Origin of the sequence: Carnobacterium sp. AT7, assembly GCF_000171855.1 — a bacterium.
In the GTDB taxonomy this organism is placed as follows: domain Bacteria; phylum Bacillota; class Bacilli; order Lactobacillales; family Carnobacteriaceae; genus Carnobacterium_B; species Carnobacterium_B jeotgali.
Genome location: NZ_ABHH01000005.1, coordinates 35988 through 56535, shown reverse-complemented (window position 1 = coordinate 56535; position 20548 = coordinate 35988). Strand labels below are relative to the sequence as shown.

General features: G+C 36.3%; 19 protein-coding genes. 13 read left to right on the top strand and 6 right to left on the bottom strand.

Features of this window, described 5'->3' with window-relative positions; genetic code table 11:
- Window positions 1–220 precede the first annotated feature (220 nt).
- The 5 genes from CAT7_RS03190 to CAT7_RS03170 are packed head-to-tail and all read left to right on the top strand — an operon-like array spanning window position 221 to window position 5647.
- The gene (locus tag CAT7_RS03190; RefSeq protein WP_007721923.1) at window positions 221–1399 is read left to right on the top strand and encodes an acetyl-CoA C-acetyltransferase; all 1179 of its coding nucleotides are present in this window, start codon (window positions 221–223) and stop codon (window positions 1397–1399) included.
- A 54-nt stretch (window positions 1400–1453) separates the two neighbouring features.
- Entirely contained in the window at window positions 1454–2575 is a 1122-nt protein-coding gene (locus CAT7_RS03185; protein ID WP_007721921.1) for an acyl-CoA dehydrogenase family protein, read from the top strand.
- Window positions 2576–2618: 43 nt separating this feature from the next.
- Window positions 2619–3473 (top strand): 3-hydroxybutyryl-CoA dehydrogenase, encoded by an 855-nt coding sequence (locus CAT7_RS03180; RefSeq protein WP_007721920.1) that lies wholly within the window; start codon window positions 2619–2621, stop codon window positions 3471–3473.
- A 15-nt stretch (window positions 3474–3488) separates the two neighbouring features.
- Window positions 3489–4274, top strand: a complete 786-nt coding sequence (locus CAT7_RS03175; protein WP_007721919.1) for an enoyl-CoA hydratase-related protein — start codon at window positions 3489–3491, stop codon at window positions 4272–4274.
- Window positions 4275–4309: 35 nt separating this feature from the next.
- A complete protein-coding gene (locus tag CAT7_RS03170) occupies window positions 4310–5647 on the top strand; it encodes an acetyl-CoA hydrolase/transferase family protein (RefSeq protein WP_007721918.1) in 1338 nt (445 codons plus the stop codon).
- Between the two features lie 82 nt (window positions 5648–5729).
- Here the strand turns inward: CAT7_RS03170 and CAT7_RS03165 are convergent, their stop codons facing one another.
- From CAT7_RS03165 to CAT7_RS03140, 6 genes are all read right to left on the bottom strand, one after another.
- Window positions 5730–6722 carry a LacI family DNA-binding transcriptional regulator gene (locus tag CAT7_RS03165; RefSeq protein WP_029276681.1) on the bottom strand — a complete coding sequence of 331 codons (993 nt, stop codon included), beginning with the start codon at window positions 6720–6722 and terminating at the stop codon, window positions 5730–5732.
- A gap of 55 nt (window positions 6723–6777) precedes the next feature.
- Window positions 6778–7827, bottom strand: a complete 1050-nt coding sequence (locus tag CAT7_RS03160; protein WP_007721914.1) for an aldose epimerase family protein — start codon at window positions 7825–7827, stop codon at window positions 6778–6780.
- Between the two features lie 18 nt (window positions 7828–7845).
- The gene (gene galT / locus CAT7_RS03155; RefSeq protein ID WP_035019359.1) at window positions 7846–9339 is read right to left on the bottom strand and encodes a UDP-glucose--hexose-1-phosphate uridylyltransferase; all 1494 of its coding nucleotides are present in this window, start codon (window positions 9337–9339) and stop codon (window positions 7846–7848) included.
- Window positions 9340–9344: 5 nt separating this feature from the next.
- The gene (galE, locus tag CAT7_RS03150) at window positions 9345–10346 is read right to left on the bottom strand and encodes a UDP-glucose 4-epimerase GalE (protein ID WP_007721910.1); all 1002 of its coding nucleotides are present in this window, start codon (window positions 10344–10346) and stop codon (window positions 9345–9347) included.
- Window positions 10343–11521 (bottom strand): galactokinase, encoded by a 1179-nt coding sequence (locus tag CAT7_RS03145; RefSeq protein ID WP_007721908.1) that lies wholly within the window; start codon window positions 11519–11521, stop codon window positions 10343–10345. Before CAT7_RS03145 ends, galE begins: the two co-directional genes overlap by 4 nt.
- Before the next feature lie 229 nt (window positions 11522–11750).
- Complete coding sequence (locus CAT7_RS03140) at window positions 11751–12464, bottom strand: GntR family transcriptional regulator (protein WP_007721906.1); 714 nt, start codon at window positions 12462–12464, stop codon at window positions 11751–11753.
- 171 nt (window positions 12465–12635) lie between these two features.
- Here CAT7_RS03140 and CAT7_RS03135 point away from each other — a divergent pair, with 171 nt between their 5' ends.
- Genes CAT7_RS03135 through lacD form a run of 8 tightly spaced genes read left to right on the top strand, consistent with a single transcriptional unit; the run spans window position 12636 to window position 20447 of the window.
- Entirely contained in the window at window positions 12636–14423 is a 1788-nt protein-coding gene (locus CAT7_RS03135) for a glycoside hydrolase family 35 protein (RefSeq protein WP_007721905.1), read from the top strand.
- Window position 14424: 1 nt separating this feature from the next.
- Window positions 14425–14910 (top strand): PTS system mannose/fructose/N-acetylgalactosamine-transporter subunit IIB, encoded by a 486-nt coding sequence (locus CAT7_RS03130; RefSeq protein ID WP_007721903.1) that lies wholly within the window; start codon window positions 14425–14427, stop codon window positions 14908–14910.
- 30 nt (window positions 14911–14940) lie between these two features.
- The gene (locus CAT7_RS03125; protein WP_007721901.1) at window positions 14941–15828 is read left to right on the top strand and encodes a PTS mannose/fructose/sorbose/N-acetylgalactosamine transporter subunit IIC; all 888 of its coding nucleotides are present in this window, start codon (window positions 14941–14943) and stop codon (window positions 15826–15828) included.
- On the top strand, window positions 15815–16624 hold the full coding sequence (locus tag CAT7_RS03120) for a PTS system mannose/fructose/sorbose family transporter subunit IID (protein ID WP_007721899.1): 810 nt from the start codon (window positions 15815–15817) through the stop codon (window positions 16622–16624). Before CAT7_RS03125 ends, CAT7_RS03120 begins: the two co-directional genes overlap by 14 nt.
- A gap of 24 nt (window positions 16625–16648) precedes the next feature.
- Window positions 16649–17056, top strand: coding sequence for a PTS sugar transporter subunit IIA (locus CAT7_RS03115; RefSeq protein WP_007721897.1), 408 nt, complete (start codon window positions 16649–16651; stop codon window positions 17054–17056).
- A 17-nt stretch (window positions 17057–17073) separates the two neighbouring features.
- Window positions 17074–18255 (top strand): SIS domain-containing protein, encoded by a 1182-nt coding sequence (locus tag CAT7_RS03110; protein ID WP_007721895.1) that lies wholly within the window; start codon window positions 17074–17076, stop codon window positions 18253–18255.
- Window positions 18256–18275: 20 nt separating this feature from the next.
- Entirely contained in the window at window positions 18276–19436 is a 1161-nt protein-coding gene (nagA, locus tag CAT7_RS03105) for an N-acetylglucosamine-6-phosphate deacetylase (RefSeq protein ID WP_007721893.1), read from the top strand.
- Window positions 19437–19448: 12 nt separating this feature from the next.
- Window positions 19449–20447: a tagatose-bisphosphate aldolase gene (gene lacD, locus CAT7_RS03100; protein ID WP_007721892.1), complete on the top strand. Its 999-nt coding sequence runs from the start codon at window positions 19449–19451 to the stop codon at window positions 20445–20447.
- Window positions 20448–20548: the final 101 nt, after the last annotated feature.

Sequence of the window (20548 nt, the reverse complement as noted above, 5' to 3'; positions counted from 1 at the left end):
TTTCTTTACTCAAATACGAAAGGCCCGATGTTTTTATCCGGTTCTTTCGTATTTTTGTTTTTTTGAATACCCTTTCACAAAGGTATTAATAAAACTTATTGAATCTGTAATATATACTTGTTAGACGTTTAGAATCAATCCATTTATGATAACGATGTAAACGCTTCACGTAAACTTGAAGACGTAATAAAAATAGGGAAATTATTTGGAGGTAATTTAAATGACAGAAGCAGTAATCGTGTCAGCATTAAGAACGCCAGTTGGATCATTTGGAGGAGCTTTTAAAGATGTATCAGCCGTTGATTTAGGAGCTGCTGTTGTAAAAAAAGCAATTGACAGTATTGGATTAGATCCAGCAACAATTGATGAAATGATATTTGGAAACGTTTTAAGTGCAGGTTTAGGTCAAAATGTTGCTAGACAAGTAGCAATAAAAGCTGGAATCCCAAAACACGTTCCATCTTTTGCTATCAATAAAGTATGTGGTTCGGGATTGAAAACGGTCGCTTTAGCAGCGCAATCAATTCTTTCAGGAGACAATGAAATTGTTATTGCTGGTGGAACCGAAAGTATGAGTCAAGCACCATACGTATTGCCTGATGCACGATGGGGTAAACGAATGGGTAATGGTCAAATGATCGATACAATGTTGAAGGATGGTTTAACGGATGCCTTTACCGATATTCATATGGGCATAACAGCTGAAAATATTGTTGAAAAATATCAATTTACTCGTGAGCAACAAGACGAATTAGCGGTTCGCAGTCAAAATAATGCTGAGAAGGCTGTAACCTCTGGCCGATTCAAAGAAGAAATCGTTCCAATCGAAGTACCTCAACGCAGAGGAGGACCTAAAGTAATCGATACAGATGAACACCCACGTTTTGGTACAACAAATGAAGCAATGGCGAAATTAAAACCCGCTTTCAAAAAAGATGGTTCAGTAACAGCAGGAAATGCTTCAGGATTGAACGATGGTGCAGCAGTCTTGATCGTTATGAGCCGTGAAAAAGCAGATGAGTTAGGATTGAAACCTCTAGCTACAATCAAGTCATATGCAAGTGCAGGTGTAGATCCAAAAATTATGGGATGTGGTCCAATTCCAGCAACTCAAAAAGCATTGAAAAAAGCCGGTTTAACAGTAGAAGATTTAGACTTGATCGAAGCAAATGAAGCTTTTGCGGCACAAGCATTAAGTGTCATAACAGATTTAAAATTCAACACGGATATCGTTAACGTCAATGGTGGTGCGATTGCTTTAGGACACCCAGTTGGAGCTAGTGGTGCTCGTATCTTGGTCACTTTACTTCACGAAATGGAAAAACGCGATTCAAAACGTGGATTAGCAACGTTATGTATTGGCGGAGGACAAGGAATGTCACTAATCGTTGAACGTTAAGAAATAAAAAATGTATGGCTAGCTAGTAGAAAATTCAAAGAGGAGTATCCAAACATGATGAATGAAACAATGAACCATTTGATCAGTCGAGTAGCTGATTTTTCTAAAACAGTCATACGACCAAATGCTTCTGAATATGATAAAACAGAAGCATTTCCTGAAGAACAACTAAATCAATTAAGTGATATGGGCGTTTTACGGATGCCATTTGATCGGTTGCATGGGGGACTTGGGGGATCATTTAAAGATTTGTTGGAAGTCATTCGGATCGTATCAAGAGATTGTGCTTCAACAGCTAGTATTTTACTGACTCAAACATCTATGAGCCTTTGGCCAATCTATCAATATGGCACTGAACGACAAAAACAGAAGCATCTGCCTGCTATGCTAAGTGGAGAAACCTTTGGTGCATTTGGACTAAATGAGTTAGGGATGGGCAATAATCTTGAAAACATGGAAACTCTTGCAGTTGAAAAAGAAAATTATTGGGAACTAAGTGGGGCTAAAGCATTTGTTTCAAATGCGGGAAAAGCAAACGTTTATTTAATAGGAAGTAAGACCATAGCTAAAGATGGAACAAGCGGATACGGTATCTTTATTATAACAGCTGAAATGCGTGGGCTTACTATAGGAAATAGAGAAGAAAAGATGGGTATACGTGCTCTTCCTGTGGCTTCACTTGAGTTTGACCAGATATGCGTTTCAAAAGAAAATTTATTGGGTGGTAGCTGTAATGGAGCAGAGCAATGCCAATCTATCAGTGATCATATGCGATTGTCAATTGCCGCTCAAGCGATAGGAATCGCTGAAGGATCTTTTGAACGAGCTTTAAACTATGTTAGTCAAGATCGTAAATTTGGGCAACGACTGATTGATCTGCGCAACACACAATTTAAACTCGCTGAAATGTATACAGAATTACAAGCTGCGGCTGCACTGTTGGATCAAGTAGCGAAAAACGATCAACTTGATTCAATAATGGTCGCTATGGTTAAGTTGAAAGCTGCAAATACTAGTATCGAAATGACTGAAATGGCCATTCAAGTAACTGGCGGTTACGGATACATGCGGAACAACGATATCGAACGCTACGTTAGAGATGCTAAGTTAACAGCCATTTATGGTGGTACGTTAGAAACGCAAAAAGATGCAATTGCAAAAAAATGGATTAACTGATCACAAAGAAAAGTACTAGTTACTTATTTAGAGGAGTGAGATGATGGAAATCAAAAAAGTTATGGTAATCGGATCAGGACAAATGGGCAGTGGTATTGCGCAAGTTATGGCACAAGCTGGATATGATGTTATCTTGAACGATATAAAAGAAGAATTTGTGCAACGAGGATTCACTAAGATCGAAAAAGGGTTAACTCGTGAAGTTGAAAAAGGTCGTAAAACAGAAGCCGAAAAACAACGTATTTTAGTTCATTTTACACTTTCAACAGATATTCAAGATGCAAAAGAAGCGCAATTAGTCATTGAAGCAGCGACAGAAAATAAAAAAATCAAATTGTCTATTTTTAAAGAACTAGATGAAATTACAGATAAAGAAACGATTTTAGCCAGCAATACGTCCTCTCTTTCGATTACAGAAATTGCTGCAGCGACAAATCGACCTGAAAAAGTTATTGGATTGCACTTCTTTAATCCGGTTCCTGTTATGAAATTAGTAGAGATCAATCGAGGTTTGGCAACAGATGATGAAACAGCAGCCACTATTAAAGCGTTGAGCGAAAAAATCGGGAAAATTACGATTGATATTAAAGATTCGCCAGGGTTTGCCGTTAATCGTATTTTGATACCAATGATCAATGAAGCCATTTTTACGGTGCATGAAGGCATAGCAACACTTGAAGAAGTCGACGAAGCAATGAAGCTAGGTGCAAATCACCCAATGGGTCCAATTGCTTTAGCAGATTATATTGGACTGGATGTTTGTTTAGCTATTATGGAAGTTTTATATATAGGATTTAATGATTCCAAATATCGTCCTTGTCCGTTGTTGAAAAAATATGTAGAAGCTGGCTGGCTAGGTAGAAAAACCGGTAAAGGGTTTTATGAATATGCTTCATAAGGAGAGGACAACGAAATGACAGAATATAATACACTTACTTTAGAAAAAGCAGAAGGAATCGCTACTTTAACCATTAATCGACCTAAAATGTTAAACGCATTAAGTCAAGAAGTCTTAGAAGAAGTGTCGGTTGCGCTTGATGAGGTGGAGAAAGATGGTGCGATTCGTGTGCTAATCGTGACCGGTTCAGGTACTAAAGCGTTTGTAGCAGGTGCAGATATCAAAGAAATGAAAGAAAAAAATGCAGTTGAAGGAACAATTTTTTCTTCCTTAGGCAATGCGGTTTTTTCAAAATTGGAACAATTACGTCAGCCGACTATAGCTGCCGTTAATGGATTTGCTTTAGGCGGTGGGTGTGAACTTGCTTTAGCTTGTGACATTCGAATCGGCGCTGAAAATGCAAAATTTGGACAACCTGAAGTAGGGTTGGGAATCATTCCTGGATTTGGCGGAACCCAACGCTTGCCACGCCTGGTTGGAACTGGGAAAGCTAAAGAATTGATTTACACAGGAGCAAACGTCGCAGCCGCAGAAGCTTATCGAATTGGTTTACTGAATAAAGTAGTAGCCGTTGAAGACTTGCTAGAAGAAACAAAAGCGATGGCTGAAAAAATAATCAAAAATTCGCCATTAGGTGTAGAAGGCAGTAAAAAATCAATCAATCAAGGCATGCAAATGAGTATACAGCAAGGATTAGCATTGGAATCTGAAGTTTTTGGAGCTTTATTTGCTACTGAAGATCAAAAAGAGGGTATGACTGCTTTTGTTGAAAAGCGTAATGCACAATTTGAAAATAAATAAAAAAGAATCATTCATCTGATTGGGGGATTGTAGTCATGTTAAAATTATACGAAAAAATGTATGAAAAGAAAAAAACAACAGCACAAGAAGCGGTACAATTGATTGAGCCAGGAGAGGGGATCATTTTCCCAATCATGCCAGGCGAACCTCCAGCATTATTGGAAGCGTTACCTATAAATGGGTCGTTAAAAGGAAATACTTTATACCGTATGCTGCCAAGCTTTCCGACCGTGGATATCTCGCCATCTAAGCTAAAACAAGTATCAATATTTTTATCAGGTATGGACAGAAAAGGATTTAATCAAGGCAACATTGATTTACTGCCAAATCACTTTTCGGATATACCGGCATTACTAAAAAAACGTACAGATCGTCCAGTAATCATGGCGACAGTATCGTCAATGGATGAAGACGGTAACTTCTCTTTAGGAACAAGTCCTTCTTATGTTGCTTCATTGATTGAAGATGCAAAAACCATCATTCTTGAAGTCAACAAGAATATGCCACGTACATTTGGTGCCAAAAATACCATTCATATTAGTGAAGTCTCAGCATTAATTGAACACGATTTTGAATTGCCAACTTTACCTAGCCCTAAATTAAGTGAAAAAGATTTGGCTATCGGCAAAATCATTGCTGAAACGGTGAAAGATGGAGATACGGTTCAAATTGGTTTTGGTTCAATGCCAAATGCTGTAATGGACTACTTGATGGATAAACGAAATTTAGGTGTTCATAGTGAGATGCTTCCAGATAAAATTGTGGAACTCTATGCAAAAGGCATTGTCAACAATAAATATAAAACTACTTATCCAACAAAAACAGTTTCTACGTTCGCGATCGGCTCAAAACAATTATATGAATTTATGAATAACAACAGAGATATATTGATGTTGCCCTGTGATATGACGAATGATATTCGCGAAATTGCTAAAATTGATAATTTAAAAGCCATCAATTCGACAGTTGAAGTTGACTTTTTAGGACAATGCAATTCAGAAACGGTAAAAGGTTCGTATTATTCATCTACAGGTGGTCAAGCTGACTTTACTAAAGGAGTTAGACTAGCTAAAAATGGCTGTGGAATCATCTGCTTGTATTCAACAGCTAAGAACGACACTATCTCTACAATTGTACCTGAATTAGCTTTAGGATCAGCTGTATCAACTTCTAAAAATGATATCGATACAATTGTAACGGAGTATGGAAAAGCTGAATTAATTGGGAAAACAGTACAAGAAAGAGCAGAGGCTTTGATTGAAGTAGCACATCCTAAGTTTCGTGAAGAATTGCGACAAAAAGCCATTGAAAAACACTTTATTGTGGAAGAAGTTGCTGAAAAAGAAGAAACAATGGTCATGATGGAAGGGTAATGGAATAAAAAATAAAAGGGTACAAGCCTAGAATTCACTTGAATTCTAGGCTTGTACCTTTTTTTGATTTGGTTATAAACCCTTATTTTGTGCTTTCTCGTAAGATCAAATCGGTAGATAAAGTGATTTTTTTTGCAACGGTTCTTTCACTTGTGACTTTATCCAACCACAAATCAAAGCCCGTTTCTCCCATTAACTCTGTATGCACTTTCACTGTGCTCAATGTAGGATAGATGTATTTGGCTACACTGATATCGTTAAAGCCAATAAGGCTGACCCGCTCTGGTACGGATATTCCTGCTTCTTGTAAGGCTCTTAAACAACCAATGGCCATTGAATCATTTGAAACAAAAAAAGCTTTTGGTAAATCGTCTTTTAACGTTTCAATAGCGTGTTTCATGAGTTCTTGTCCAGATGAAACATTGAATGCTCCAGTAAATACAATCTCTTCTTCATAAAGCTCCACTTGCTTCATATAGTTTTCATAAATGATGGTTCTTTTGTCAATAATCGTTTTAGATTTGTCACCAAAATTTTCTTGTCCAGCAATCAAGCCAATACGACGTTGACCGTGAGTTTGGAAATAGTCAAGAACGGCATTGACGGCTTGTTCAAAATCGATGACAACAGAATCTAATTTACGATGAAGTTGGTCGAAATCAACAAAGCAGATATTCTCTGTCCACGAGGTAAGCTTGTTCACCTGTGAATCACTAAATTTTCCGATTGCGATAATACCTTCTATCTCTGCGCTCATCTCAAAATCAGTATTTTGAAAAACTCGAATGATATCGTAATTCATTTCTTCTGCTCTTTTTTCTACGCCTAAACGAATCGATAAATAATAAAGATCATCTAGTTCTTCTTTTTCGGTGTACCACTGAACGATGGCCAATTTGCCTTGTTTTTTAGATTGCTTCTTTTGATATTTTGTATAGTCTAAAGCTTCAGCGACTTCAAAAATACGCTTTTTTGTGTCATCTCCTACAGATAAAGTATCGTCATAATTCAATACACGAGATACTGTAGAACTTGAAACGCCTGCTTGTTCGGCAATATCTTTGATGGTTGCCAATTTTCTCACCACTTTCTTTGAAGGTACCATTTAGTTTATCATTACTCTTTCTCTATTATAACATGGTATCAAAGCGGTAAGTCGTTTCGGAATGAAAAGTTTCATTAGGATGCAGGATGACGTTCCCAAAACCAGCTTGGTTAATTGCGTTAGGTAGATTTTGCGCTTCTAAAGTAATTCCAGCAAAATGTTCTTGTAAGCTACCTTCATCAGTATGTCGACCATCTAATGTATTGACAGCATAAATCACAACAGCATCTCTATCCGTAACCATTTGAACTTGTCTACCGCTAGCACGGTCAGATAAGATTGCTTCTGGTTTGTTCGCTAGATGCTCAAGAATAAAAGGGTGATCATATCCTGAAACGAGTTTGTTTTGTGGATAGTCGCTTTCAAAACCTTTATTCACAGTATCAGTCGTTCTAAAATCAAACGGTGTTCCATTTACGGGCAACAACTTTCCGGTTGGAATAGAGTCTGCTCGTAGTTCAGCAAAATGGGAGCTAGTTAAAGTCAATTCATGTTGGTTAATCCCTTTAGTTGGCTCTCCTGACAAATTAAAATAGACGTGATTTGTTGGATTAAATAAGGTTGTTTTATCTGTGGTAGCTTGGTAATTGATTTTCCATTCATTCGATTCGTTTAAAGTATAAGTAACTTGAACGGTCAAATTTCCTGGATAGCCATTTTCATGATGTGGACTAGTATAAGTGAAAATCAGCTGAGCTTCATCTTCTGAAGAAACTGTTTCAACAGTCCAAATTTTGGTATCCAAACCATTTATTCCACCATGAGAATGATTGGTTTTATCATTTGTTTCTAGCTTGTAAGGGGTACCTTCTAATGTAAACGACCCTTTATCAATTCTTCCAGCAACTCTACCAATTGTTGCACCGTAATAAGGACGATAATTGGCATACTCATTTAAGTCGGTATAACCTAATAAAATATTTTGAAAAAGTCCATTCTTGTCTGGTGTTTGAATAGAAGTGACGGCAGCTCCATAAGTTATAGCTGAAAGGGATACGCCTTGACGATTCGTCAAAGTATATTCTTGAATGATAGTTTCTGAAAGTTTTCCAAAATCCTTAATTGAAATTTCCATGATATTCCTCCTCATATTTTAGCAAAAAAGGGTTGCAAATTTCTTGAACGCGGCTTTTCCTTCAGCGGATTTTTTGAATACACCCGCATCTTCTAAGACTCGTAGAAAAACAGAACCAACGGCCTCTTCTACAATAGTTCCTACAGTTTCTTTAGTGATGTTGGATGAATTCTTTAATTCATTAGCCCATTGTTTATGCGAAGGATCTAACTGATTAGGTTCTTCTAATAAATAACGTTCAACCTCAGCAAGTTCTTGTTTCAGTCTAGGTGGCAATATAGCAAGACCCATGACTTCAATTAAGCCAATATTTTCTTTCTTTATGTGTTGAACATCCGAATGTGGATGGAAGATGCCATCTGGGTATTCTTTTGAAGTTCGATTATTGCGTAATACCAAATCTAGTTCGTATTTTCCGTCATTATATCTTGCGATAGGGGTGACTGTGTTGTGAAGCTCCCCATCTGTATGAGCTATTATATTTACAGATTCATCTGAATAAGAGCGCCATTTGTCCAAAATCATGCTAGCTGCAGCCGTTAAATCAGCTTGATGAGTACTACTTAAGCGAATAACAGACATAGGCCATTGAACAAGCCCAGCTGCTACAGTCGGATAGTCTTTTAGCTCAAAAGGAAAGTCGATTGCTGCATTTGCCATTGCAAAAGTGTGTTGGCCGCCTTGATAGTGATCATGAGAGAGAATTGATCCCCCAACTATCGGTAAATCAGCGTTAGATCCCACAAAATAATGGGGAAACTGCTCAACTATATTGAGTAGTTTTGCAAATGTCGCTTTTTCTAATTTCATCGGTTTGTGTTCTTGGGATAGAAAAATACAATGTTCTTCATAGTAAGCGTAAGGCGAATATTGCAATCCCCAGTCATTTTGGTTAATCTTTAAACGAATAATTCGATGGTTGCTTCTAGCCGGATGATTTAAATGACCTTCATACCCTTCATTTTCCATACATAAAAGACAAGTAGGGTAGCCAAATGAAGCAGGAGCAGTTTTAGCTAAAGCAATTTGTTTTGGATCTTTTTCTGGTTTAGATAAATTTATTGTAATCTCCAAATCCCCATAAATAGTTGTCTTAGTAAACTCGATGTTTTTTTCAATAGCTCTCGTTTTAATATAATCATTTTCTTGGCTAAGGTTGTAAAAATAAGTTGTAGCAGCTGCAGGACTCTCTTGATATAGCTCCCAAAATTTGCGGTTTATTTCCGAAGGCAGAGGTGTAATAAGGTTCATTATTTTTGATGCCAAGATGTCTCTTTCAGATTCATTGTCAGAGATGATTTTTTTTTTGACAGCATAGTTGACTAAAGAATCCAATACGTCTAAACGATCAGGCAAAAGTGTAGCAGCAGTTAGGTCTGTATTTAATGCTTGTTTTCCAACTAAAGCGAGAAGTTGATTTTGTTTGAGAAGTAAATCTAATGGATGAATGTCTTCATTTATATACCCAATTTGAATGAAATCTGTTATTGCTTGGTCAATCACGCTATTCATCCTTTCTATTCATTTTTAGTATCGTCATAGCCATTTGGAAAAGCATTATGCCAGTTCCAAGCTGAAGCGATAATAGCCTTTATATCTGTATGCTGAGGCTTCCAACCTAAGATGTTTCTTGCTTTTTCACTCGAAGCAATCAAAGTACTTGGGTCACCAGCGCGGCGTGCAGTCACTACCGCTGGAATCTCTTTTCCAGTAACTTCTCGAGCGGTATCCAACATTTGTTTGACTGAAAAACCGGCACTGCTACCTAAATTAAAAATAGTGCTTTGATTTCCAGCCTTCAAATAGTCAAGTGCTAAAATATGGGCTTCAATTAAATCGACGACGTGGACATAGTCACGAATACAAGTTCCGTCAGCTGTTGGGTAATCGTCTCCGAAGATAAGCATTTCTTTACGCTGACCCAAAGCAGTTTGGAGGATAAGCGGCACTAAGTGTGATTCAGGCGAATGGTCTTCACCAATACTGCCGTCTAATTTTGCTCCGGCAACATTAAAATAACGCAAAGCAACAAATTTCATATCATAAGCGTGATCACACCATTTTAAAATGTTCTCCATCATTAATTTTGTTTCTCCATAAGGACTTTCAGGATTCGTATCAGCAGTTTCTTTGATTGGAATCTCTTTAGGTTCGCCATAAGTGGCAGCTGAAGAAGAAAAGACAATTAATTTCACGCCGAATTTTTGCATAACTTCTAAGACTACCTGCGTTCCATAAACATTATTATTAAAATATTGTAAAGGTTGTTGCATAGATTCTCCAACTAATGAATGAGCTGCAAAATGAAGAACTCCTTCGATAGCTTCTTTTTCAAAGATAGATTCCATAAACGACTTATCACGAATGTCTCCTTGATAGAAGCGTGCTTTTTTGTGAACAGCTTGTTGATGTCCTGTGCGCAAGTTGTCGATTACTGCAACATCATACTGTTTTTCAATTAACTGATCGACAGCGTGAGAACCAATGTATCCTGCTCCACCTAACACTAATACGGTCATAAGTTTTCTCCCTCAAGTACTTTAGGACCATCACTGATTTGAGCAATGTAAAATTCACCTGGATAACCGACTTTCTCTTGATACTGTTTGCCAACTTGACCGATAAAATCATCAATCGCATTATTTTCAACAATAGCAATGGCACATCCACCAAAACCAGCACCAGTCATTCGAGCACCTAACACACCTGATTGGTCCCAAGCAGCTTGAACCAAAGCATCTAACTCTAAGCCAGTTACTTCATAGTCATCTCGTAAAGAAATGTGTGATTCGTTCATTAACTTGCCAAATTCTGCTAATTTACCAGCTTTTAATGCGGTAGCAGCTTTCAATGTCCGTTGGTTTTCGGTCACAGCATGTCGTGCTCGTTTTAGAATAGTTTCATTTGAAAGAATTGCTTTGTGCTCATCAAATGTTTTTTCATCCATAGCACCTAATGAAGAGATATTAAGTTCTTTTTGAAATTCTGCTAGAGCTTGATCACATTCACTGCGACGTTCATTGTATTTAGAATCAGCTAACTCACGCCTTTTTTTAGTATTCATAATCACGATAGAATGATCTTTTAAGACTACTGGAATCATTTCATATTCTAAGGTGTTGCAGTCTAGCAAGATTGCAGTATCTTTTTTCCCTTTTCCTATTGCAAATTGATCCATGATTCCTGAGTTGACTCCGATAAACTCATTTTCAACTCGTTGTCCCGTTTTTATTAGATCTAATCGGTCTAACTCTAACTCAAATAAATCTTGAACGATAAAACCAGTCAATAGTTCAATAGAAGCAGAAGAGGAAAGTCCAGCTCCATTTGGAATAGTTCCGTAATATAGAATATTTAATCCATGATCAATAACGTAGCCAGCTTCTTTTAAAAATTTAATCATTCCTTTAGGGTAATTAGTCCATTTGTCTGCTGGATCATATTCTAAATTGTTTAAGTCAATCGTAATCACGCCTAATTCAGAAAAATTTTCAGAATAGAGTTTGATTAGAGTATCATCTCTTTTGGTGGCTAGGCCATAGGTTCCTAAAGTGATAGCGCAAGGAAACACGTTTCCTCCATTATAGTCTGTATGTTCGCCAATTAAATTAATTCTTCCTGGAGAGAAGAACGCTTTCATATCTGATTGTTTAAATAACTCCTCGAATCTGTTTTTCAGTGTGTTTAAGTCCATTTTTAAATATCCTCCTTAAGAATAGGTTATTGTCATCAGTTTAATTAATTTAGTAAATAAAATCAAGTAAATTTAGTAAAATTTTAAAAAAGAGAATAACCATAGCAAAATGGACCAGTGTAATTTCTGAGACCGTTTTGTTATGGTTATTAGGATTGGTTGATAAGCTAATTAAAAGAAGACAGCTCTTTAGCTTTCTATATATGTTAACCGTGGAGCCCGCTATTCTTTAATTCGGGTTTTTGAATGAAGTCAATTCTATCTTATAATAGTTCCATTTTTTGTAACTAATCACGACTTCAGCTACAGTTCCATCTTGTAAAATAGTTTTCTTTTCTTGTCTGATAGTAGGTTCGTTTGTTCCCATTTTTAATAATTCAGCAACCCAGTCATCTGTAGGAAAACAAATTTCATTGGTTTCTTTCGATTCTTCGTCGTACATGTAGATATTGAAATCATCTTTAAAGCGATTATAAATGGAATCATAATAGTCAAGACTTGGAATGTCCTGTTTAATAAACTTGTTGGGAATATACGAAAGATGCAATAAAAAAGGATCATCATTAACTTTTCTCAAGCGAATAATTTCATAATAATCTTCCTTTTTTCTTAATTGTAGTTCTTTTCGTTTTTCCTCATCCTTTTGAATCTTCATACTTAAGACTTCAACGGTTTCTGGTTCGCCAGAATAAACTTCTATATCTGAGAATCCAACCAGTTTCCGTTTCCGTGAGCGTGAAACATACGTCCCTTTTCCTTGATAGCGGACAAGATAACCATCATTTGCTAACTCTTGGATGGCTCTAATAACGGTAATTGAGCTGACATTATAAATTTTTACTAACTCTGCTTCACTATAAAAACGATCGCCATGTTTAAACTCTCCAACTTCAATTTTTTTGAGTAAATCATCTTTAATTTGTTGATACTTTGGGATTCTCATGCTTTTCTCCTTGCTATACCATTTATTTAATATACTAACTTAAAAAAAGGAATTTTACCAATTATTTCTTTCTTTAGTAAATTTTTTTCTTTTTTACTAAAAAATGATTGACAGAAAGCAACTTAGTATATTAATATATTAAATGTAAACGTTTTAAGAAAGGGGAACCTAATGAATACATTTGAAGTGAAAGAAGAATTTTTACTAAATGGTGAACCATTTAAAATTATATCAGGAGCTATTCATTACTTTAGAATTCTCCCTGAGGATTGGTACCATTCATTATACAATTTAAAAGCCCTTGGGTTTAATACAGTAGAAACCTATATTCCTTGGAATGTACATGAAACTAAAGAAAGAGAATATGATTTTTCTGGTCAGTTAGATATTCAACGATTTGTTCAAACAGCAAAAGAATTAGGTTTGTTTGTAATTCTTCGACCGTCTCCTTATATTTGTGCAGAATGGGAATTTGGAGGACTGCCTGCATGGTTACTCACTTATAAAAATATGCGCATTCGTTCTTCTGATCCACAGTTCATTGAAAAAGTTTCTAGTTATTATAAAAAACTTTTTGAACAAATTGTACCGTTACAAGTAACTTCAGGTGGACCGGTTATTATGATGCAGTTAGAAAATGAATATGGGTCTTATGGTGAAGATAAGGAGTACTTGAAAACACTTTATGAGTTAATGCTAGAATTGGGCGTAACGGTTCCAATTTTCACATCAGACGGAGCTTGGAAAGCAACTCAAGAAGCAGGAACAATGACGGATCTTGATATTTTGACCACAGGAAATTTTGGCTCCCAATCAAAAGAAAATTTTAAAAATTTGAAAGAGTTTCATGAATCAAAAGGAAAAAATTGGCCTTTAATGTGTATGGAATATTGGGGTGGTTGGTTCAATCGCTGGAATGATCCCATCATAAAAAGAGATGCACAAGATTTAACAAATGATGTAAAAGAAGCATTAAAAATTGGAAGCCTAAATCTTTATATGTTTCATGGCGGAACTAATTTTGGTTTCATGAATGGTTGTTCAGCAAGATTAGGAAAAGATTTACCTCAATTAACGTCTTATGACTATGATGCACCATTAAATGAACAAGGAAATCCAACGAATAAATACGATAGTTTGCAAAAAATGATGAAAGAAAGTTTTCCAGGGATTGAACAACATTCTCCGCTAGTTAAAAATAGTATGAGCATCACGGATGTTCCAGTTGTTGGAAAAGTAAACCTGCTTTCTATTATCGATCGTATTGCGGATAAACAAGAATCAAAATACCCAAAAACAATGGAAGCATTAGGACAGCAATATGGCTACACGTTATATAGAAGTTTTGTAACAAAAGACAGTGACGAAGAATTTTACCGTGTAATAGACGGAAGCGATCGAGTACACTTTTTCCTGAATGAAGAAAAAATTGCTACACAGTACCAAGAAGAAATTGGCGAAAAAATATACGGTTCACCTATAGCGGGTTCTAATCAGCTAGATGTATTAGTAGAAAATATGGGACGTGTCAATTATGGGCATAAATTATTAGCAGATACACAACAAAAAGGAATTCGAAGAGGTGTCATGTCTGATTTGCACTTTATTACGGATTGGGAACAGTACAGTTTAGATTTTTTGAAACCGTTAACGATAGATTTTAATGAAGAATGGAAAGAGAATGCACCTTCTTTTTACCAGTATAAGGTCACAATTGATACACCAGAAGATACCTTTATCAACATGGAATTATTTGGTAAAGGAATTGTCCTAGTAAATGGGTTTAATATTGGACGATTCTGGAATGTAGGACCGACACTGTCTTTATATGCTCCAAAATCTCTCTTTAAAAAGGGAGAAAATGAGATTATTGTTTTTGAAACAGAAGGTATTTGGTCAGAGACAATAAGTTTAGAAAAAGAACCAAAATTTAAAAAAATGGATAAGGAGGAAGAGTAATATGAGTATCACAGCAGTAAGAATAGATGGAAGATTGATTCACGGACAAGTTGCAAATCTTTGGACTACAAAATTAGGTATTAACAGAATCATGGTTGTAGATGATGGAGTAACGACGAATGCAATTGAAAAAAGTGGTTTGAAATTGGCTACTCCAGCAGGGGTTAAATTAAGTATTTTGTCGATTGAAAAAGCAGCTACAAATATATTGGCTGGAAAATATGATTCACAACGATTGCTGATTATTGCAAAGAAACCAAATCGTTTATTAAAACTGGTGGAATTAGGGGTACCTATTAAAAAAATTAATGTGGGGAATATGTCTCAATCGGATGACTCAAAATCTATTACAAGATCGATTAACGTTATAGAAGAAGATATTGAAAACTTTAAAAAACTTGATGAAAAAGGTGTCGAGTTGGTATCGCAAATGGTGCCAAATGATCGTGAAGAGAAATTTATGGACTTGTTAAAACAACATATTTAATAAATAAAGATAGATAGAGGAGGAAAAATAATGGCAGTAGCATGGTGGCAGATAATATTATTAACGCTTTACGCAGGGTATCAAATTTTAGATGAATTGCAAGTTTATACTGGGCTTGCTCAACCGGTATTTGCCGGATTAGTAGCGGGTTTAATTATGGGTGACGTAACAACTGGACTTATTATTGGTGGAAGTATGCAATTAACCGTTTTGGGTATAGGTACATTTGGGGGTTCATCAAAAATTGATGCTAACTCTGGTACCGTTTTGGCTACAGCTTTTTCAGTAGGAATTGGAATGAATCCGGAGCAAGCAATCGCTGCAATCGCAGTTCCAGTAGCAGGATTAATGATTCAAATGGATATCCTAGGACGATTTGCAAATACATTCTTTGCACATCGTATTGATACAAAAATTGAAGAAATGGACTACAAAGGCATTGAACGCAATTATCTTATGGGTGCTCTTTCTTGGTCATTATCAAGAGCAGTTCCAGTCTTATTAGCATTGAGTCTAGGTGGAAGTTTTGTTAATTCTATTGTAGGCGTTCTAAACAATCAATTGTTGTGGTTAGGTAATGGATTAGCTGTAGCTGGTGCTGTTCTACCTGCAGTTGGGTTTGCTATCTTATTAAGATACTTACCAGTGAAAAAACACCTGCCGTACTTGATTTTAGGATTTGTTATTACCGCATTGTTAACAACAGTATTTGGAAATATTCAAGTACTTGGCGGATCTGTAGCAGGTGTAGTAGACGGATTTGCAAATACATTTACAGGTATGCCAATGTTAGCTATTGCATTGATTGGCTTTGCCTTTGCTTTTAAAGAATATAAACGAACAACAGAAGCCCCAAAAACGCAACACACAACTAATTCTGCATCAGAGGAAGGGGAAATAGAAGATGACGAAATCTAATTATAAATTGACCAAAAAAGACTTTAACCAAATTAATAGAAGAAGTTTGTTTGGATTTCAACTTGGTTGGAATTACGAACGTATGCAAGGATCTGGGTATCTGTATACGATATTACCGCAATTAAGAAAATTGTATGGTGATGGTACACCAGAGTTGAAAGCAATGATGAAAACACATGCTCAATTCTTCAACACAAGTAACTTTTTAAATACAATCGTTACAGGGATTGATATGGCGATTGAAGAAGAAGAAGGTATTGATGCACAAGAATCAATTGCTGGGATTAAAGTTGGTTTGATGGGACCATTCGCTGCAATTGGAGACTCAATTTTCGGAGCTTTATTGCCAACTATTTTTGGAGCATTAGCAGCTAATATGGCCGTAAGCGGAAACCCAATAGGCGCATTTATATGGATGATCGTTAACTTTGCGGTAATGTTCTTCCGTTGGAAACAACTTGAAATTGCTCATAAAGAAGGAGTATCACTTGTTACAACCATGCAGAGTCGACTAACAGCTATCACAGATGCAGCTACATTATTAGGTGTATTTATGGTTGGTGCTTTAGTAGCAACCATGATCAATGTTCGTTTATCTTGGACACCTATGATTGGCGATTTAGTTGTTGATGTACAAAATAACGTTGATATGATTATGCCTCGTCTGTTACCAGCTGTAATCGTTGGAGCTGTCTATTGGTTATTAGGTAAAAAGAATATCACCTCTACTAAAGCTATCTTTATTGTATTAATAGTTTCTATCGCTTTATCTGCATTAGGCGTGATTTCAAAATAAGAATCAAGTGAAGGAATGAATAGAATGAAAAGTTTGATACTCGTAAGCCATGGAGATTTCAGTACAGAATTAAAGAAGAGTGCAGAAATGATACTAGGTTCACAAGAAAATATTTTCACGGTATCTTTATTGCCACACGAAGGTGAAAAAGAATTTACTGAGAAATTTGATGCAGTAGCTGATTCGTTAGAGGGAGATTATATTGTATTCTCTGACTTATTGGGTGGCACTCCTTGTAACATCGTTTCAAAAAAAATTATGAACGGTGCTCATTTTGATCTATATACGGGTATGAACTTGCCAATGATCATTAGTTTTGTAAATGCAACATTGATTGGCAATCCGCTTTCAGTTTTAGAGGAAACGAAAGAGAGCATCATCAAAGTAAATGATTTATTAGAAGCAAATGATTTTGATGAAGAAGATGAATAGATTGGAGTGAAATGAACGTGCAACTATTTACTAAATCACAAAATGAATTAAAGGATCTTGGAGCAGCGATTACGACTCAAGAAATCATACAACAACCTGGGCTTTGGGAAGAAGCCTGGGATAACTATCAAGATAAAAAAGATGTAATAGACTCTTTTTTGCAACAAATAAAAAAAGAGTCCTCTAGTAAAATACGTGTAGTTTTTACTGGAGCAGGAACATCGGCTTATGTTGGGGATACTGTGCTACCATACTTAAATAATGCGGGAGATACAGATTCATTTATTTTTGAAAGTATTCCAACAACGGACCTTGTTTCTTCCCCAAAAGATTATCTGCATGAAAATGATTGGACGGTATTGGTTTCATTTGCAAGAAGTGGAAACAGCCCTGAAAGTGTTACAGCAGTTTCCAATGCGAATAAAGTCGTGAAAAATATTCGACACATCACCATTACTTGTGCAGCAGATGGAGCTTTAGCAAAAGCAGCAGCCACAGATAAAGAAAATTTATTGTTACTAATGCCTGAACGATCAAATGATCAAGGATTTGCTATGACGGGAAGTTTTACTTGTATGACATTGACTGCATTACTGGTTTTTGATCAGTCCTCTGTGGCTGATAAAGAAAGTTATGTGATGACTGCAACTAAAATGGGCAAAGAAGTGATTGAACATGAAGGAAACTTAGATAAATTAGTAGCGGTTGACTTCAATCGCATTGTTTATTTAGGATCCGGCAGCTTAGCAGGTTTAACACGTGAAGCACAGCTAAAAGTATTAGAATTAACAGCTGGGAAAATTGCAACAATGTTTGACTCCTCTATGGGATTCCGCCATGGACCTAAATCATTTGTAAATGAACAAACGCTGGTCTTTGTTTTTGTAAGCAATGACCCCTATACCCGTAAATATGATTTAGATATTTTAGAAGAAATACAACAGGATCAAATTGCTATGCAAACAATAGCGATAGCTCAGCCTGTTGAAGGACAAAATTTTTCTGGTACAACAATTGATTTTGATAACCAGCATTTGCTCTTGCCAGAAGCTTATCTTGCGTTGCCATTTATCATGGCAGCACAGACCGTTTCGTTACTAGCTTCTATTAAAGTGACTAATACACCGGATACTCCTTCTAAATCTGGAACGGTTAATCGAGTAGTCAAAGGTGTAACGATACACGAGTACAAGGACTAATCAAAAAAAGGGATGAAAAGATGGGAACCTATTATATATACGCGAGCCGGTTTTTCTTGCCGAGTGGAATAAAAGGTGAAGGCTATCTAGCGGTTAAAGATGGAAAGTTTGGGTCGTATATAAAGGAATTACCTAATGAAAATGAGCAAGTTCTTGATTATTCAGGAAAATGGATTACACCTGGCCTTGTGGATACACATATTCATGGATTTATGGGTCATGATGTGATGGACAATGACTTTGAAGGCCTCAAGGCAATATCAAAAGGGTTATTAAGTTGTGGTGTAACGTCCTTTTTACCTACTACACTGACTTCAGATATTGAAACTTTAAATCAAGTGAGTCGGACAATCGGGGATCACTATCAAGAAGTACAAGGAGCTAAAATTCGTGGTATTTTCTTTGAGGGACCTTTTTTTACAGAAGAACACAAGGGGGCGCAAAATCCTCGGTTCTTCCAAGATCCTAATCTAGAGATTTTTCATCATTGGCAAGAATTATCAAAGGGCTTAATAAAGAAAATTGCTATTGCTCCAGAAAGAGCAGGAGCAGTTCACTTTACCGAAAATGTAGTCAAAGAAGGGGTAACTGTTGCCCTGGCGCATAGTTCTGCAACATATGAACAAGCTGGAACAGCTGTTTCTTCTGGTGCTTCAATCTTTGTTCACACATACAATGGAATGAGTGGTATGAACCACAGAGAACCTGGAATGGTTGGAGCAGCTATGACAACAAAAGATACTTTTGCTGAGTTGATTTGTGATGGACACCATGTCCATCCAGCAGCGGCAGATGTTTTAATAAAAGCAAAAACGCCAGAACATATTGTTTTAGTCACCGATTGTATGAGAGCTGGTGGAATGCCTGAGGGAGATTACACTTTAGGAGACTTTCCAGTTGAAGTAAAAGACGGAGCAGCTCGTTTAAAAGAAAATGGAAGCCTAGCTGGTAGTGTTCTGAAATTGATGGATGCTGTCAGAAATGTTTGTGATTGGGATAGTGCAACCATTGAAGAGACAATTCGAATGGCTTCTATCATTCCAGCAAGAAGCTGTCATATCGATGATTGTTGTGGCAGTTTACAAGCTGGTCATGATGCGGATTTTTTAGTGATAGATCCTCAATTGAAGTTACATGAAACCTATTTAAATGGTGTATCTGTTTACAAAAATGATAACTAAAGGATGAAGAAAATGCTAAAAATTTCAAAAGCAAAAAAGGCAGCAATGGATCGTTTATCTACTAAAGAAGGCTTTATAGAAGCTTTAGCTATTGATCAACGCGGTGCTTTAAAAAAAATGATTAAAGCAGAAGGTCAAGAACCAACTGATGAACTCATTATTGAATTCAAAAAATTAGTATCTGAAGAATTAACGCCATATGCTTCTTCTATTTTATTGGATCCTGAGTTTGGTATAGAAGCAGCTGATGCTCGCCATGCTGAAGCTGGATTACTATTAGCCTATGAAAAAACAGGCTATGACGTGACAATTCCTGGACGATTACCTGACTTGTTAGAAGACTGGTCAGTAAAGGGCTTAAAAGATAAAGGTGCAGATGCAATCAAATTCTTGCTTTATTATGATGTAAATGAGGAACCTAAAATAAACCATCAAAAGCATGCTTTTGTAGAACGTTTAGGAAGCGAATGTTTTGGAGAAGATATCCCGTTCTATTTAGAACTACTGTCTTATGATAAAACTATTCAAGATAATAATTCTAACGACTATGCAAAAGTTAAACCTCGTAAAGTAATCGATATGATGAAAGAATTTTCCAAACCTCAATATAAAGTTGACGTGTTAAAGGTAGAAGTACCTGTCAACATGGATGTAGTTGAAGGTTTTGGGAAAGAAGCTGTTTATACAAAAGAAACTGCTGCAGCTTATTTTAAAGAACAAAGTGAATCAACACAGTTACCGTTTATTTTTCTTAGTGCTGGTGTGTCTGCAAACTTATTCCAAGAGACGCTTGAATTTGCAAAAGAAGCAGGTTCTACTTTTAGTGGTGTTCTTTGTGGAAGAGCAACATGGAAAAATGGTGTTCACCACTTTGTAGCAAATGGAGAAGACGCTACTAGAAAATGGCTTCAATCAGAAGGCAGAGAAAATATTGAAAGTTTAAACAAAGTAGTAGAACGCACAGCTACTTCTTGGCATGAAAAAGTAGAAGTAAGTGAATTAGTGAGATAGAATTAATAAAGAAAGCTATCTTATAAATTTAGAGATAAAAGAAAAATCGTTGCTTACAGATGTGAGCAACGGTTTTTTGTTGAGTCATAATCCTAAAAAAA